The following is a 14,876-nucleotide window of genomic DNA, read 5'->3' as shown; positions in this document are numbered from 1 at the left end:
TAGTAATTGAGAGAAGGAACAGCATGTTGGTGTATCCCGGGTTTGACCCTGTAGCTATCCGTCTAGGGCCTTTGGCTGTGCATTGGTATGGCATTACGTATTTGGTGGCTTTTGCTTTGTTCATTGCATTGGGGCGCTTACGGCTGCGCCACGAACCCTATGCTTCTTTGAGCTGGAATAAGGCGGTGGTGGAGGACATCTTGTTCTATGGCGTGGCAGGGGTCATTTTGGGGGGGCGCTTGGGTTACTGCCTGTTTTACAAACCGGCGTATTACTTGAGCAATCCACTGGAGGTATTTGCTATTTGGCAAGGGGGCATGAGCTTTCACGGTGGCATGCTGGGTGTGATTGCAGCCATGGTGTTGTTTGCCTACCGCCGAGGCATTCCATTTTGGGTATTGGCCGACTTTGTTGCCCCTTGCGTGCCCACTGGGCTGGCCAGTGGCCGTGTGGGTAACTTCATCAACGGTGAGTTGTGGGGGCGGGTGGCCGATGCATCACTGCCGTGGGCCATGGTGTTTCCAGCTGCTGGCAATGTGCCAAGACACCCATCGCAGATTTACCAATTCTTGCTGGAAGGTTTGCTGTTGTTTGTGGTGTTGTGGTGGTACGCACCGCGTGCCAAAGACCCAGGCAAAGTGGCTGCAGCGTTTTTACTGGGGTATGGAGTGATGCGTTTTGTAGCCGAATTTTTCCGCGAGCCCGATGCCTTCTTGGGTTTGCTGTCTTTGGGCATGAGCATGGGGCAATGGCTGTGTGTACCCATGATCGTGGGCGGTGCTGTCCTATGGTTGTGGCATGACCGCAGAGCGCGTGCCTGAACTGGGCACCGTCCAGAGTCGCCCTTGGTGCTCGCCCCAGTGGGGCGATGGTGCCGTCTGGCTCATAGAGTTGCATGCCCCAGCCCGACGCAATGCCATGTCACGGGCCATGTGGTTGGCCTTGCGCGAGCAGGTGCAGACGGTGTCGCAGCAGGTCGGTGTGCGGGCCATTGTGTTGCGCGGCGCAGGACAACATTTCAGTGCGGGTGGGGATATTTTTGAGTACCCGCAGTTCCGTTTTGATGCAGCGCGTTTGCGCGCTTTTCACGAAGACGAGGTATGGCCTGCGCTGCAAGCCATACGCCAATGCCCCGTGCCGGTGGTGGCCTGTATCGATGGCTACTGCATGGGCGGAGGCTTGGAGATAGCCTGCGCCAGCGATCTGCGCTTGGCCACAGACCGCAGCCAGTTTGGTGCGCCTATCAATAAGCTGGGTTTTCCCATGGCACCCAAAGAAATGGCCTTGGTTGCCAGCCAATTAGGGACATCAGTAGCCCGTGCGGTGCTGCTGGCAGCGCAGGTGTTGCCAGCAGAGCGTTTGCTGCAGCAGGGCTTTTTGCTGGACTGTGTGGAGCCTGAGCAGTTAGTGGGGCGTTTGGATGCCTTGTTGTGCAAGCTCCTGCAAGCGGCCCCTAACGCATTGGCGCAGAGCAAATTGGCCCTGTTGGCACTGGATGACGATGTGTGGGCCGTTTCTGCTGCTGGCAGCGCTGCATCCTATGCCTATGCCGCCAGCGACGAACATCGTGAAGGGATTGATGCTTTTGTTCACAAACGCAAAGCGGGTTTTGATGGCACTCTATGACATAGGCTTTGGGCCTTGGCTTATAGAGGAACCTTTATGCAACAGCATGTGCTGATCGTTGATGATTCGGACATCAATTTGATGGTTTTTGCGGCCATGGTGGGCAAATTGGGCGATGCGGTAGCCCACACATTCACCCAGTCGACTGTGGCTTGTGACTGGATCAAACAACAGCAGCAAGTCGATCTCATCATCATCGATTACATGATGCCCGAGCTCGACGGAATTGAGTTTTTGCGCTTGGTGCGTGCCCATCCACGTTTTATGGATGTGCCAGTTGTCATGATCACGGCCAGTGATCAGAAAAACATTCGCTACCGTGCTTTGGATGCAGGGGCCAATGATTTTTTGATCAAACCCGTGGACAAAGTGGAGTTCATTGCACGGGTGCGCAACTTGCTCCAGCTCAGTGAAGCGCGCTACCAATTGGCCGATCGCGCAGCCTTGCTGGCCGCAGAGGTGAGTAAAGCCACGGCTGAGATTTTGGAACGAGAACGTGACACGGTAGTGCGCTTGTGCAAAGCGGCGGAGTACCGTGACCCTGAAACCGGTGGGCATATCATCCGTATGGCCAATTACTCCCGGCTTATAGGCAAGTACATGGGGTTGTCAGAGGAAGAACAAACCTTGCTGCTAGAAGCCGCCCCCATGCATGACTTGGGAAAAGTGGGGATTCCCGATCACATCTTGCTCAAGCCCGGAAAGCTCAGCTTCGATGAGTTTGAGCAGATGAAAAAGCACGCATTCTTTGGCTATGAATTGCTCAAAGGTAGCCACAACAAGGTGTTGCAAGCAGGAGCGATCATTGCCTTGGGGCACCATGAAAAATTCAATGGCACAGGCTACCCGCAAGGGTTGCAGGGAGATGAAATTCCGCTCTTTTGCCGCATTGTCGCGGTGGCCGATGTGTTCGATGCGCTCACCTCTCCGCGCCCCTATAAGCGGGCTTGGTCCTTGGAGGAGGCGGTGGATTGGTTGCACGAAAACGCAGGGGCACATTTTGACCCCATGTGCATCAAAGCCTTCATGGATGCTTGGGAGGAGATTTTGGTCGTGCATGAGCGCTACAAAGACAGCCAAGCACTCGTGGCTGCCAGTTGACTTGCGTCAAGCTGAAAACAGGGGGGCTCGTGCACACTGGCTCCCATGAATCTGGCCACTGCTGCAGCCCCTATTCCAGAAAATCCGCCTGCTTGGAGTCTGTTGGACGAACCCCAAGAGTGGGATAGCTTTGGCCGTGAGCAAGCTGCACAAGCCGGTGTGTGGGAGTCGCACATCATGCTGCAGGGCATGCATTGCGCAGCCTGCTCGCTCACCATTGAAGAGGCCGTAGCCCGTGTTCCCGGCGTGCAGTCGGTGCAGGTGAGTGCGGCTACACACCGTGCCAAGGTGGTGTGGTCGGCGCAGGCAACCAAGCCATCGCAGTGGTTTGCCGCGATTGTCCAAGCGGGTTATTCCGCCATACCCGCAGGCGATGCGTGGGATGCTGAGCAGCGCAAGCAGCAAGCGCGTACGACCTTGTGGCGCTTGGGCGTTGCAGGCTTGTGCATGATGCAAGTCATGATGTACGCATGGCCAGCCTACACCGCACGGCCTGGCGATTTGTCCCTAGAGATGGAGCAGTTGCTGCGTTGGGCATCGTGGGTGCTGTCACTGCCTGTTATGTTGTTCTCGTGCGTGCCATTTCTGCGCTCTGCTTGGCGCGATCTGTGGCGGCGTCAAATCAGCATGGATTTGCCTGTGGCCATAGGCATGCTGGTGACCTTTGTGGTCAGCACGATGGGAACTTTCAACCCCAGTGGTCTATGGGGGCGCGAGGTGTATTTCGACTCGCTCACCATGTTTGTGTTTTTCTTGTTGGCAGGGCGTTGGCTGGAGCAGCGCATACAAAACCGCACGGCCGGCATTTTGAATGCGCTGTTTAACCGACTGCCCCAAGGCGTTGTGCGCCAAAAGGCCGATGGAACAACAGAAACCGTGGCCGTGCGCCGTTTGCATGTGGGCGACTGTTTCCAAGTATTGCCCGGTGAAGCGTTTGCGGCCGATGGCGTTATCAGCCAAGGGCAGACGCAGGTCGATGAGGCTTTGCTCACCGGAGAGTCCACGCCCCTGCAGCGCCAAGTGGGCGATGCCGTGGTGGCCGGTAGCTACAACCTGCAAGGCAGGGTATGGGTGCGCGCCACAGGGGTGGGGCAGCACACCCGGTTTGGACAAATCGTTGGGTTGATGGAGCAAGCGGCTAGCACCAAACCACGCAGCGTGCAGGTGGTGGACAAGCTGGCTAAACCGTTTCTGCTGGCAGTGCTGCTGGCGGCGGTGGTTGTGTGTGCATGGTGGTGGCCCAGCAACCCAGAGCACGCCATCATGGTGGCGGTCTCGGTGCTGGTGGTGACTTGTCCATGTGCGTTGTCTTTGGCTACGCCCGCTGCTTTGGTGGCTGCAGCAGGCAGCTTGGCCAAGCACGATGTGCTGGTGCGTGACTTGCAAGCACTCGATAGCATGAACCGCGTGGACACGGTGGTGTTTGACAAAACCGGTACGCTCACGCAAGCGGGCCAGCGTGTGGCCAGCATGCAGCAGCGCAGCGACTGGACGCAAGGCCAAGCCCTGCAATTGGCAGCGGCTTTGGCCCAGCATTCGCTGCACCCGTATTCCAAAGCCATGGTGGTAGCTGCCGCAGCCATGGCGGGAGCCAATCCAGATCGGCTTGCACACGTTGTTCTGCCCAGTGCAGGCGCATTGCGCGAAGTGCCAGGGCAAGGCGTGGTCTGGGAAGGGGAGGCGCATGTCCAAGAGCATCTCCAAGTGGATGCCCATGTCTTGCATGCTCCGGTGCGCTTGGGTTCTGCCGCTTTTTGTGGACTCCATGACCCAGTGCCTGCAGGCCAAGTCCATGTAGCCGATGCAAGGGGATGGATCGCCTCCATAGCGCTGGATGAGCAGTTGCATCCGCAAGCCGCTGCCGTGGTGCAAGCCTTGCAGCAGGCGGGCATGGCAGTGCACTTGCTATCGGGTGACCAAGTCACGGCAGTGCGCAGCGTGGCAGAACGCTTGGGTATCAACGATTGGCACGCAGGCATGGCACCCCAAGACAAGTTGGCGTATTTGCAAGCCTTGCAGCAGCAGAGGCGCACTGTGGCCATGGTGGGCGATGGTTTGAACGATGGCCCTGTGCTGGCGGGCGCGCACGTGGCCTTTGCCATTGGACGGGCTGTGCCACTGGCGCAAGCGCGGTCGGATTTCATCGTGCTCAGTGGCCACTTGCAGGCGGTGCAACAGGTCTATTTGCTAGCACGCAAGACCCAGCGCGTGGTACGGCAAAACCTGTACTGGGCCTTGGCCTACAACGCGTCGTGCATCCCGTTGGCTGCCTTGGGCTACTTGCCTGCATGGTTGGCTGGCTTAGGGATGGCCTTGAGCTCGATTGTGGTGGTGGCCAACGCAGCCCGCTTGGGGCGTGGCTTGGGTGCCTTGCCAGCGTGAATCAGGAGAAGTGGGATATGGAAATTTTGTATTTGCTCATACCACTGTCGGTGGTATTGGTTTTTTTTGTTCTGCTGGGTCTGTGGTGGGCCATAGACAAAGGCCAGTTTGAGGACTTGGACGCTGAGGGGGAGCGCATTCTTCGCGACTCTTGATGCAAAGCCCTTAGCAAGGCTTTGGTTTCTCTGGCTGGCTTGATTTTTATCAACCGCACTGGTGCTAGGGAATAAGACACTTCCACTGGCAAATCTAAAGAAGAGGTAAATATGGCTTTTTCCAATCAAAGGGCGACGGAGTACAACGATACCGTTGTGCGCCAGTTCGCCATCATGACGGTGGTTTGGGGTGTAGTGGGCATGCTGGTTGGCGTGATCATCGCAGCCCAACTGGCTTGGCCCGAGTTGAACTTTGGCATCCCATGGCTCACATACGGACGCTTGCGTCCGCTGCATACGAATGCGGTGATTTTCGCGTTCGGTGGCTCGGCGCTCTTTGCTACCGTGTACTACGTGGTGCAACGTACCTGTCAGGTGCGTTTGTTCAGTGACAAGCTGGCTGCCTTCACATTCTGGGGGTGGCAGATCGTTATCGTTTTGGCGGCGCTGAGTTTGCCTTTGGGTTACACCACAGGCAAAGAGTACGCCGAGTTGGAATGGCCAATTGACATCCTCATCACTTTGGTCTGGGTGGCTTATGCAGTCGTGTTTTTCGGAACCGTGGGTACACGCAAGGTCAAACACATCTATGTAGCCAACTGGTTCTTTGGTGCATTCATCATCGCTGTGGCCATTCTGCACTTGGTCAACAGTGCAGAAGTACCTGCTGGTTGGATGAAGTCGTACTCCGCTTATGCCGGTGTGCAAGACGCCATGGTGCAATGGTGGTACGGCCACAATGCCGTGGGCTTTTTCCTTACGGCCGCCTTCTTGGGCATGATGTACTACTTCATCCCCAAGCAAGCAGGTCGTCCGGTGTACAGCTATCGCCTGTCCATCGTGCACTTTTGGGCGCTGATTTTCACCTACATGTGGGCTGGTCCACACCATTTGCACTACACCGCTTTGCCTGACTGGGCGCAGTCCGTGGGCATGGTGTTCTCCCTCATTCTGTTGGCACCCAGCTGGGGCGGCATGATCAACGGCATCATGACCTTGTCTGGCGCATGGCACAAACTGCGCGATGACCCCATCTTGCGCTTCCTGATCGTGTCCTTGTCCTTCTATGGCATGTCCACCTTCGAAGGCCCCATGATGTCCATCAAGACCGTGAACGCCTTGAGCCACTACACAGACTGGACCGTGGGCCACGTGCACTCGGGTGCCTTGGGCTGGGTGGGGCTGGTGACCATGGGTTCTATGTACCACCTGATTCCCCGTTTGTTTGGTCAGAAGCAGATGTACAGCATGAAGGCCGTTGAGGTGCACTTTTGGACAGCCACCATTGGCATCGTGATCTATATCGCCGCGATGTGGATTGCTGGTGTGATGCAAGGCCTGATGTGGCGTGCTGTGAATTCCGATGGAACCTTGACTTATACCTTTGTAGAGAGTGTGAAGGCCACCTATCCCTTCTATGTGCTGCGTTTGGTCGGCGGTCTGCTGTATCTGGGCGGCATGATCATGATGCTGTGGAACACCATCATGACTGCCACATCGGGTCGCGCTTCTACTGTGACCATTCCTGCAGTTCAAGCCCACGCCTAAAGGAGTCGCTATGTCTCAAAACACTAAAAACACTGGCATCAGCCACGAGAAGGTAGAAACCAGCAACTTCTTGATGATCGTGCTCATCTTGGTAGTGCTGCTCTTTGGGGGCATGGTGGAAATCGTTCCACTGTTTTTCCAAAAGTCCACTACCCAACCGATTGAGGGTGTGAAGCCTTACACCGCATTGCAGCTGGCCGGGCGCGATGTGTACATCCGTGAAGGTTGCTACAACTGCCACTCGCAGATGATCCGTCCTTTCCGTGCTGAGACCCTGCGTTACGGCCACTACTCGGTGGCGGGTGAGTCGGTGTATGACCACCCCTTCCAATGGGGTAGCAAGCGCACGGGCCCAGACTTGGCTCGCGTGGGCGGCAAGTACAGCGACCAATGGCATGCCATCCACCTGAACAATCCCCGCGATGTGGTGCCTGAGTCCAACATGCCTGCCTACCCATGGTTGGCCAAGAACCAAGTGGCAGCAGAAGATGTGCCTGCCCACATGGCTGCACTGCGCAAAGTGGGTGTGCCTTACACCGATGAAGAAATCAGCAAAGCCGTCGAAGAGACCAAAGGCAAGACCGAGCAAGAAGCCGTAATCGCCTACCTACAGTCTCTTGGTTTGGCCCTGAAGTAACACGATTGGCAAGGAGGATTGAAATGGATATCAACACCCTGCGCTCTCTCACCACTTTGGTAAGCCTGGTGGTATTTGTGGGCATCGTCTGGTGGGCTTTGTCTAAGCAACGTGCCAAAGACTTTGAGCAAGCAGCCCACTTGCCCTTTGAGCAAGACTGACCTGACAAGGATTCGATATGAGTGACTTTATTAACAGCTTCTGGTCTTTCTATGTGATGGGGATTACCGTGTTCTCGGTGGCAGCATGCTTTTTGCTGCTCTGGTTCAGCGGCAAGGCCAAAGCCCACACATCTGCGGACAACACCACTGGCCACGTCTGGGACGAGGACTTGCGTGAAATGAACAACCCCTTGCCCCGTTGGTGGGTGGGGTTGTTCCTGATCACCCTCATCTTTGCTGTGGCTTATTTCATCCTGTACCCCGGTTTGGGTACTTTTGGTGGCAAGTTGGGGTGGTCTTCTGCTGGCCAGTACCAAGCTGAAGTGGAAAAAGGCAAGCAAGAAACAGCACCGCTGTACGCCAAGTTCGCGGCTCTACCGGTGGAAGATGTGGCCAAGGACAAGCAAGCCCACGCGATTGGTGAGCGTTTGTTCATGAACAACTGTGCCCAGTGCCATGGCTCTGATGCGCGCGGTTCCAAAGGATTCCCCAACTTGACCGATGGCGATTGGCTCTATGGCGGTGCACCCGAAAACATCACAGAGTCCATTACCAATGGCCGTATTGGCATGATGCCTCCTATGGCGGCTGCGGTGGGTAGTGCGGACGATGTGAAAAATGTGGCCAACTACGTGCTGAGCTTGTCTGGCAGCCCCCATGATTCGGTGCGTGCCAATTTGGGTAAAGCCAAGTTTGCCGCCTGTGCGGCCTGTCACGGTGCCGATGGCAAGGGCAACCAGGCCTTGGGCGCTCCCAACTTGACCGACAACATCTGGCTGCATGGCTATGGAGAAAATGCCATCATTGACCGCATCAACAATGGCAAGACCAACCAGATGCCCGCACAGGGGGGCAAGTTCACACCTGAGCAAATCAAGGTGCTGGCTTCCTATGTCTGGGGCTTATCCAATAACAAGTAAGCAGGAGTATCGGTATGAGTAGCACCAACCTTTCTAACCAAGACAATCGCCCTTGGTGGACTTTTGGCCACGTTTGGTTGGTGATATCGGGCCCAGCCATTGTGGTTATTGCTGCGGTTGCTACATTTTTTGTAGCAGCCAAAGGCATGGATCCTATCGTGGACGAGAGCTACTACCAGCAAGGTTTGAAGCTCTCTAAGCCCGCTAGCCCTGAGCAAGCCAGCCTCATGCCTGCCATGAATGCCCGCAACCATGCGGCCACCGTGGCTGAAAGCCAGCAGCACACTAGCGACGCTTTGAAACCTGCTGACCAGTGAGCAGCGCTTGTGCACCGACCATTGAAAAAGGAGGCCAAAGCCTCCTTTTTTTCTACCCCAGCAGCAGAGCAGTAGGGTTTAGCTGCTGCAGACTTGTGGGTTGACGATCTCTTTGAGGGCATCGGTATTGAGGATGCGCACGTGGCGCTGTTTGACTTCCACAATGCCATCGTCCACAAATTTGGAGAACGTGCGGCTCACGGTTTCGAGCTTGAGTCCCAAGTAGCTGCCAATTTCTTCGCGGGTCATGCGCAAAATCAGCTCAGACTGGGAAAAACCACGCGCATGCAAGCGTTGTACTAAGTTGAGCAAAAAAGCCGCCAAGCGTTCTTCGGCCCGCATGCTGCCCAGCAGCAACATGACGCCGTTTTCGCGCACGATTTCACGGCTCATGATCTTGTGTACGTGGCGTTGTAGTGCATTGACTTCACGCGACAGGTCTTCGATGCGGTCAAACGGCATCACGCACACTTCGGCGTCTTCCAGTGCAATAGCATCGCAGGTGTGGTGGTCGTGCACGATGCCATCCAAACCCACGATCTCACCAGCCATTTGAAAACCCGTGACCTGATCGCGCCCATCTTCTGATGCAACGCAAGTCTTAAAAAAGCCCGTGCGGATAGCGTAGAGGTTGGTAAAGCGTTCGCCATTGCGAAACAGCGGGGTTCCGCGTTTGACCTTGCGGCGGCTGGCCACCAAATCGTCGATTTTGTCCAGCTCGTCAGGGTTTAGCCCCATGGGCATGCACAGTTCGCGCAGGTTGCAGTTGGAGCAGGCAACGCGCATGGTGTGAGGTTTGAGAGCAGTGGTGTAGTCCATAGTGGTGTGACCTGAGCTGCAGTTGTGCAGCGTACTAGCAACTGTTTCTGTCATAAGTCCCCCTGATATAAGTCAATTGTGCGGGCTGCGCACTGGTTGCGACTTGATGCAGATCAATGAGTGCGTACCCCATTTATGCCACATTAGTCTGACAGAGTGGAGTATTCATGATTGCATCGGATGCCAAAGTATTGATAACAGAGGACATACTGAGTCGTTACGACGTCTCAGGGCCTCGCTACACCTCGTATCCGACGGCGGATCGATTCGTTGAGGCATTCACGTCCAAGGATTACTCCCAAGCCTTGTTGCAGCGCCGCGCTGGTGCGGCGGCTATGAGTTTGCCCTTGTCCTTGTACGTGCATGTGCCGTTTTGTGAGTCGCTGTGCTATTACTGCGCATGCAACAAAATCATTACCAAACACCACGACAAGGCCGACACCTATTTGCGCTATTTGGCCCGCGAGGTCGAGTTGCATACCGACATCATAGGACGTGGGCAAACAGTCAGCCAACTGCACTTGGGCGGCGGCTCACCCACGTTCTTGAATGATGAGCAACTGCGTGATTTGATGCACATGCTGCGGCGCAGCTTCAACTTTACTCCCGGGGGGGAGTACTCGATTGAGGTCGATCCTCGCACGATTGATGGCAGTCGCTTGGCTACCTTGGCGGAACTGGGATTTAACCGCCTGAGTTTTGGCGTGCAAGATTTCGATCCGGCTGTGCAAAAAGCCGTGCACCGTGTGCAGCCTGCGCAGCAGGTGTTTGACTTGGTGCACGAGGCCCGTGCATGCGGGTTTGAGTCCATCAACGTGGACTTGATTTACGGTTTGCCCATGCAGACACCGGAGTCGTTTGATCGCACCTTGGCTCAAGTGAATGCGCTGCGCCCAGACCGCATTGCTTTGTACGCCTACGCGCACTTGCCAGAACGCTTTAAGCCCCAGCGCCGCATATTGCAGGCTGACTTGCCCGGTGCTTCGGCCAAGCTGAGCATGCTGGCTCGTTCCCTCAAAGCCTTCCAAGACGCTGGTTATGTCTACGTGGGTATGGACCATTTCGCTTTGCCTGAAGATGCCTTGGCAGTAGCCAAACGCCAGGGCCGTTTGCACCGCAATTTCCAAGGCTACAGCACCCAACCCGATTGCGATTTGGTGGCGCTGGGCGTATCGGCCATTGGCCGGGTGGGGGCTGTGTACAGCCAAAACGCCAAGACGCTGGAAGATTACTACGATCGCTTAGACCAAGGTACTTTCCCCGTGGTGCGGGGCTTGGCGGCCAATTGGGACGATTTGGTGCGCCGCGCCGTCATCATGGCCATCATGTGCCAAGGCAGTGTCACGTACGAGTCCATCAACTTGGCATTTTTGGTGGATTTTCCAACCTACTTTGCCCCAGAGTTAGAAGCCCTGCGTGCCTTGCAAGGCCAGGGCATGGTGGAGATTGATGACACAGGTATCCAAGTCACCGCCCAAGGGTGGTATTTCGTGCGTGCTGTAGCCATGGTGTTTGACAAATACCTACAGACTGACCGAACCCGAGCACGTTTTTCCAAAATCATTTAAAACCAAGGCATGCAAGCGACCTTGGTATTGACCGCACTCGGTATGGGCCTGCTCGGTGGCCCCCACTGTGTGGCCATGTGCGGGGCAGCCTGCTTAGGGGCTAGTACCCTGCATGCAGCATCCAAACCCGCCATGGGCAATTTTTTGTTCCAGTTGGGGCGTGTAGTGGGTTACAGCGCGATGGGCGGCTTTGCGGCTGCTTCCATGCAAGGTTTGGGATGGCTTACCGTACACATGGCGGCTTTGCGTCCTGTCTGGTCCATGCTTCATGTGGCCGCCATTGTTTTAGGACTGGTGTTGCTGGTGCAGGGGCGTCAGCCACGCTGGCTCGATGCTATAGCCCATTCAGTGTGGCAACGCTTGCGTCGCCATTTGGGGCGGGCGGGGCAGGGGGCGCCCCTCCTTTTGGGGGCGTTGTGGGCCTTTATGCCTTGCGGTTTGCTTTATTCGGCCTTGTTAGTGGCCGCTCTGGCCAATTCTGTGTGGGCTGGGGCTGGCGCTATGGGGGCATTTGCTGTGGGCACATCGCTGGCCATGGGGCTTTGGCCGTGGTTTTGGCAAAGCGTACGCCGTTGGGGAGGCTTCGCTGCTGCAGGCAATCGCTCCGGCGTTTGGGGAATTCGTTTGGCGGGTGCAGGCTTGGCCTGTTTGTCGGCTTGGGCATTGTGGATGGGATTGGTACACGCTCAAGCCCCATGGTGCTTGGTTCCTAGCGCCTAATCAGCACGCTGCGCGCGGTGCTCAAAGCGCAGTGCCAAAATCCAGCCCCGACGATAATGCGCGTCTTGCGCTGCAGTTTTTCTCCTTTTTATGTCTTCTATCCCCACTAGCCAGCGGTGGCGCATGTCGGTAGCGCCCATGTTGGACTGGACCGATCGGTCATGCCGCTATTTCCACCGCCTGCTCAGTCGCCACACCCTGCTGTACACCGAAATGGTGACTACTGGTGCTCTACTGCATGGCGATGTCGCACGCCATTTGGACTTTAGCGAGCAGGAACACCCTGTGGCCTTGCAGCTGGGGGGCAGCGATCCGACTGATTTGGCTGCTGCAGCGCGCTTGGGGCAGCAGTGGGGGTATGACGAAATCAACCTCAACTGCGGTTGTCCCAGTCCCCGTGTGCAGCGTGGTGCATTTGGTGCTTGCCTCATGCTTGAACCGTCATTGGTAGCCGATTGCATCAAAGCCATGCGTGATGCGGTGTCAATCCCTGTCACCCTTAAGCATCGTATTGGTGTGGACAGGGAGGTGAGCTATGGTTTTGTGCGGGATTTTGTTGGGCAGATAGCAGCAGCAGGGTGCAATGTCTTCATCGTTCATGCACGTAATGCGTGGCTTGATGGCTTAAGCCCCAAGGAAAACCGCGAAATACCGCCGCTGCGTTACGACGTGGTGTACCAGCTCAAGCAAGATTTCCCGCACTTGACCTTCGTCATCAATGGCGGCTTTACCAACAACGATCAAGTGCAGCAGGCTTTGCAGCATGTGGATGGCGTCATGGTGGGACGCGAGGCCTACCACAACCCTTGGTGGTTGACCCAGTGGGATGCTTTGTTCTACGGTGACTCGACCTCAACCACTTTGAGCCGGGAGGCGGTGGAAGCGGAAATGGTGCTTTACATGGAGCGCATGAAGGAGCGCTACGGCGCCGGTTGGTACGGTATCGCTAGGCATATGCTGGGTCTGCGCCATGGTTTGCCCGGCGCGAGGGCGTGGCGCCAAGTGTGGTCGGATCACAAGCTCAAGCAAGAGCCTGCAGGACGAGTGTCACGTATCGCCCAGCGATTGGAGTCTGCCTGAGCAGACAAAGTGGGGTATTACAAAGTACCTTGCTGGATGAAGCGATCCAGCGCTTGCAGTAGGCGACCTTCTTTGGCCATTTCGTGCGACAAATTAAGTGCCAATTCAATCTCATCTTTGGACATGCCAGAACCAATTTGGTTGCGATGGGCACTGGCTGTCATTTCTTGAGGGGTATCGCTTGCTGCCGCTAAATTAAGTAAAGCATAGGCAACGATTTGGGCTGAAGGAACGCCCCGGCTCGATGCATACATAGTACCCAAATTGCGTTGCGCCAATGACTCGCCTTGATCTGCCGCCAAGCGGTACAGGCGCACAGCTTCTTTGTAATCTATAGGGACGCCTTGTCCGCGTTCATAAAGCATGCCCAGTAAGGCCTGCGCAGGGGCGTAGCCTTGTTCTGCAGACTGTTTGCACCATGTTGCAGCTTCACGGGTGTCGCGTACCACGCCTTGCCCGTTGTAATACATATTGCACAGGCTGTATTGCGCTTGGCTTTGGCCCTGCCATGCGGCTTTGCGAAACCACTGGAAGGCTTTTTCTGGGTTGGTCATAACACCTTGGCCTGTGTCGTACAGCAAGCCCAAGTTGTATTGGGCATATGCATCACCGCTATCAGCAGCTTTTTGGAGCCAATATACGGCGTTGTAGTCGTTTCGCTCGATGCCCAAGCCGTTCAGGTAGAAATAGCTGGTGTTGATTTGGGCCAGTACATTGCCGTTGTATGCCCCTTTGATGTACCAATTGAGCGCTTGACTGTAGTCTTTGGGGACGCCTTGTCCTCGTTCGTACATTTGGCCCAAATAGTTTTGGGCGGCCCCATCATCATTGAATTTGGCGGCAGCCTTGAACTCTTGCATGGCTTTGGTGTAGTTACCTTGGCGGTAGGCTGCAACACCATCTTGAAAGCCAGCCAATGCACTGCCTGCTGCAAGCAGCATGCTAAGAGCGGCAAGAAAAGGGCTTAATTTCATCGATTACAGCCAGCAAAAATGTGCTAGGGCCGCAATTTAGCCCATTTGCTGTAAAAAAACCAGCAAATCTATGCTCTGTTACTTATACCGACTCGTCGGCAGCGCGTAACCCATTGTGGAAATGGTTCTGCATTTGCTGGCGTGCCTCATCTGGAGTGCGCTTTTGCAAAGCTTGCATGATGCCGCGATGTTCTTGCAATGACTCTTGAATGCGACCTGATTTAAAAAGTGAGTGGTGGCGATTGAGCTTCATGACTTTGCGCAGATCGGCTACCACTTGGTTGGACCAGCGGTTGTTAGCAATCTCCAAAAGTCGCATATGGAATTGTTCGTTTATCGCAAAGAAGGCATCCATTTGGGTATTGCCCTGGGCCGCTGCCACCTCTAGTTGGGCGTGGATTTGTGCCAGTTCACTCAGTTGTGCATCGGTTGCTCGTTGCGCCACTGTGGCTGCTGCATCGCTTTCTAGCAGACCCAACAAGTGGTACACATCGCTCAGATCTTGGTGCGACACCTCTGTGACATAAGCCCCCCGACGTACCTTGATGGTTACCAAGCCCTCGGTCGCCAAGACCTTGATGGCTTCACGCAGTGGGGTACGGCTTATTCCCAATTCTTGGGCAATTTTCAATTCGTCAATCCAAGCGCCTGGCTCTAACTCACGCTGGAATATGCGCTGGCGCAGCAACTCGGCCACTTCTTCATAAAGGGCGCGTGGAGCCAATGCTAAAGAGGAGGGGCACATGGTGGCGGAGCTTGGTGATGGCAGCTAGGAGTATAAAAGAATTGAAAATCAATAATACAAAATCACAAAAGACTCTTGCGGTGGGCTTGCGGTAGATTCTGATGTCCAAAAATGTTTTTTTCT

At 55.5% G+C, this 14,876-nt stretch carries 16 protein-coding genes; 13 read left to right on the top strand and 3 right to left on the bottom strand.

Translation table 11 applies throughout. The features are described 5' to 3' along the window. Nucleotides 1-23 precede the first annotated feature (23 nt). The 10 genes from lgt (at nt 24) to KIK84_RS10020 (ending at nt 8,847) form a co-directional block, all read left to right on the top strand. Entirely contained in the window at nt 24-821 is a 798-nt protein-coding gene (gene lgt / locus KIK84_RS10065; protein WP_214122964.1) for a prolipoprotein diacylglyceryl transferase, read from the top strand. Beyond that, a complete protein-coding gene (locus KIK84_RS10060) occupies nt 799-1,626 on the top strand; it encodes an enoyl-CoA hydratase/isomerase family protein (protein WP_214122963.1) in 828 nt (275 codons plus the stop codon). Before lgt ends, KIK84_RS10060 begins: the two co-directional genes overlap by 23 nt. A 36-nt stretch (nt 1,627-1,662) precedes the next feature. Continuing rightward, complete coding sequence (locus KIK84_RS10055; protein ID WP_214122962.1) at nt 1,663-2,727, top strand: HD domain-containing phosphohydrolase; 1,065 nt, start codon at nt 1,663-1,665, stop codon at nt 2,725-2,727. 45 nt (nt 2,728-2,772) lie between these two features. Next, the gene (locus tag KIK84_RS10050) at nt 2,773-5,109 is read left to right on the top strand and encodes a heavy metal translocating P-type ATPase (protein ID WP_214122961.1); all 2,337 of its coding nucleotides are present in this window, start codon (nt 2,773-2,775) and stop codon (nt 5,107-5,109) included. Between the two features lie 17 nt (nt 5,110-5,126). Next, nucleotides 5,127-5,264 (top strand): cbb3-type cytochrome oxidase assembly protein CcoS, encoded by a 138-nt coding sequence (gene ccoS / locus KIK84_RS10045; protein ID WP_214122960.1) that lies wholly within the window; start codon nt 5,127-5,129, stop codon nt 5,262-5,264. 111 nt (nt 5,265-5,375) lie between these two features. Then, nucleotides 5,376-6,812 (top strand): cytochrome-c oxidase, cbb3-type subunit I, encoded by a 1,437-nt coding sequence (ccoN, locus tag KIK84_RS10040; RefSeq protein ID WP_214122959.1) that lies wholly within the window; start codon nt 5,376-5,378, stop codon nt 6,810-6,812. Nucleotides 6,813-6,822: 10 nt separating this feature from the next. Beyond that, on the top strand, nt 6,823-7,449 hold the full coding sequence (ccoO, locus tag KIK84_RS10035; protein ID WP_214122958.1) for a cytochrome-c oxidase, cbb3-type subunit II: 627 nt from the start codon (nt 6,823-6,825) through the stop codon (nt 7,447-7,449). A gap of 23 nt (nt 7,450-7,472) precedes the next feature. Beyond that, nucleotides 7,473-7,610 (top strand): cbb3-type cytochrome oxidase subunit 3, encoded by a 138-nt coding sequence (locus KIK84_RS10030; RefSeq protein WP_214122957.1) that lies wholly within the window; start codon nt 7,473-7,475, stop codon nt 7,608-7,610. Between the two features lie 17 nt (nt 7,611-7,627). Then, entirely contained in the window at nt 7,628-8,530 is a 903-nt protein-coding gene (ccoP, locus tag KIK84_RS10025) for a cytochrome-c oxidase, cbb3-type subunit III (protein WP_214122956.1), read from the top strand. Nucleotides 8,531-8,544: 14 nt separating this feature from the next. Next, entirely contained in the window at nt 8,545-8,847 is a 303-nt protein-coding gene (locus KIK84_RS10020; RefSeq protein WP_214122955.1) for a FixH family protein, read from the top strand. A 78-nt stretch (nt 8,848-8,925) separates the two neighbouring features. Here KIK84_RS10020 and fnr read toward each other — a convergent pair whose 3' ends face one another. Beyond that, nucleotides 8,926-9,666, bottom strand: coding sequence for a fumarate/nitrate reduction transcriptional regulator Fnr (gene fnr / locus KIK84_RS10015; RefSeq protein ID WP_214123280.1), 741 nt, complete (start codon nt 9,664-9,666; stop codon nt 8,926-8,928). Between the two features lie 167 nt (nt 9,667-9,833). Between fnr and hemN the strand changes: the two genes are divergently transcribed. The 3 genes from hemN (at nt 9,834) to dusA (ending at nt 13,034) form a co-directional block, all read left to right on the top strand. Beyond that, nucleotides 9,834-11,234, top strand: coding sequence for an oxygen-independent coproporphyrinogen III oxidase (gene hemN, locus KIK84_RS10010; protein ID WP_214122954.1), 1,401 nt, complete (start codon nt 9,834-9,836; stop codon nt 11,232-11,234). Nucleotides 11,235-11,243: 9 nt separating this feature from the next. Then, a complete protein-coding gene (locus tag KIK84_RS10005) occupies nt 11,244-11,954 on the top strand; it encodes a sulfite exporter TauE/SafE family protein (protein WP_214122953.1) in 711 nt (236 codons plus the stop codon). 90 nt (nt 11,955-12,044) lie between these two features. Beyond that, the gene (dusA, locus tag KIK84_RS10000) at nt 12,045-13,034 is read left to right on the top strand and encodes a tRNA dihydrouridine(20/20a) synthase DusA (protein ID WP_214122952.1); all 990 of its coding nucleotides are present in this window, start codon (nt 12,045-12,047) and stop codon (nt 13,032-13,034) included. A gap of 17 nt (nt 13,035-13,051) precedes the next feature. On the opposite strand, the gene KIK84_RS09995 is transcribed toward dusA, so the two are convergent. Both KIK84_RS09995 and KIK84_RS09990 read right to left on the bottom strand, forming a co-directional pair. Beyond that, nucleotides 13,052-13,975 (bottom strand): tetratricopeptide repeat protein, encoded by a 924-nt coding sequence (locus KIK84_RS09995; RefSeq protein ID WP_214122951.1) that lies wholly within the window; start codon nt 13,973-13,975, stop codon nt 13,052-13,054. Between the two features lie 115 nt (nt 13,976-14,090). Next, nucleotides 14,091-14,753, bottom strand: a complete 663-nt coding sequence (locus KIK84_RS09990; RefSeq protein WP_214122950.1) for a GntR family transcriptional regulator — start codon at nt 14,751-14,753, stop codon at nt 14,091-14,093. Nucleotides 14,754-14,876 lie beyond the last annotated feature (123 nt).

The sequence above is a fragment of the Curvibacter sp. CHRR-16 genome, assembly GCF_018474005.1.
Classification (GTDB): domain Bacteria; phylum Pseudomonadota; class Gammaproteobacteria; order Burkholderiales; family Burkholderiaceae_C; genus Allorhodoferax.
This window is presented reverse-complemented; position numbering and strand designations above follow the sequence as displayed.

Excerpts from the sequence above, each read along its gene's own strand:
- lgt (WP_214122964.1), top strand. The coding sequence starts at position 24 with ATGTTGGTGTATCCCGGGTTTGACCCTGTAGCTATCCGTCTAGGGCCT.
- KIK84_RS10060 (WP_214122963.1), top strand. The coding sequence starts at position 799 with ATGACCGCAGAGCGCGTGCCTGAACTGGGCACCGTCCAGAGTCGCCCT.
- KIK84_RS10055 (WP_214122962.1), top strand. The coding sequence starts at position 1,663 with ATGCAACAGCATGTGCTGATCGTTGATGATTCGGACATCAATTTGATG.
- KIK84_RS10050 (WP_214122961.1), top strand. The coding sequence starts at position 2,773 with ATGAATCTGGCCACTGCTGCAGCCCCTATTCCAGAAAATCCGCCTGCT.
- ccoS (WP_214122960.1), top strand. The coding sequence starts at position 5,127 with ATGGAAATTTTGTATTTGCTCATACCACTGTCGGTGGTATTGGTTTTT.
- ccoN (WP_214122959.1), top strand. The coding sequence starts at position 5,376 with ATGGCTTTTTCCAATCAAAGGGCGACGGAGTACAACGATACCGTTGTG.
- ccoO (WP_214122958.1), top strand. The coding sequence starts at position 6,823 with ATGTCTCAAAACACTAAAAACACTGGCATCAGCCACGAGAAGGTAGAA.
- KIK84_RS10030 (WP_214122957.1), top strand. The coding sequence starts at position 7,473 with ATGGATATCAACACCCTGCGCTCTCTCACCACTTTGGTAAGCCTGGTG.
- ccoP (WP_214122956.1), top strand. The coding sequence starts at position 7,628 with ATGAGTGACTTTATTAACAGCTTCTGGTCTTTCTATGTGATGGGGATT.
- KIK84_RS10020 (WP_214122955.1), top strand. The coding sequence starts at position 8,545 with ATGAGTAGCACCAACCTTTCTAACCAAGACAATCGCCCTTGGTGGACT.
- fnr (WP_214123280.1), bottom strand. The coding sequence starts at position 9,666 with ATGGACTACACCACTGCTCTCAAACCTCACACCATGCGCGTTGCCTGC.
- hemN (WP_214122954.1), top strand. The coding sequence starts at position 9,834 with ATGATTGCATCGGATGCCAAAGTATTGATAACAGAGGACATACTGAGT.
- KIK84_RS10005 (WP_214122953.1), top strand. The coding sequence starts at position 11,244 with ATGCAAGCGACCTTGGTATTGACCGCACTCGGTATGGGCCTGCTCGGT.
- dusA (WP_214122952.1), top strand. The coding sequence starts at position 12,045 with ATGTCTTCTATCCCCACTAGCCAGCGGTGGCGCATGTCGGTAGCGCCC.
- KIK84_RS09995 (WP_214122951.1), bottom strand. The coding sequence starts at position 13,975 with ATGCTGCTTGCAGCAGGCAGTGCATTGGCTGGCTTTCAAGATGGTGTT.
- KIK84_RS09990 (WP_214122950.1), bottom strand. The coding sequence starts at position 14,753 with ATGTGCCCCTCCTCTTTAGCATTGGCTCCACGCGCCCTTTATGAAGAA.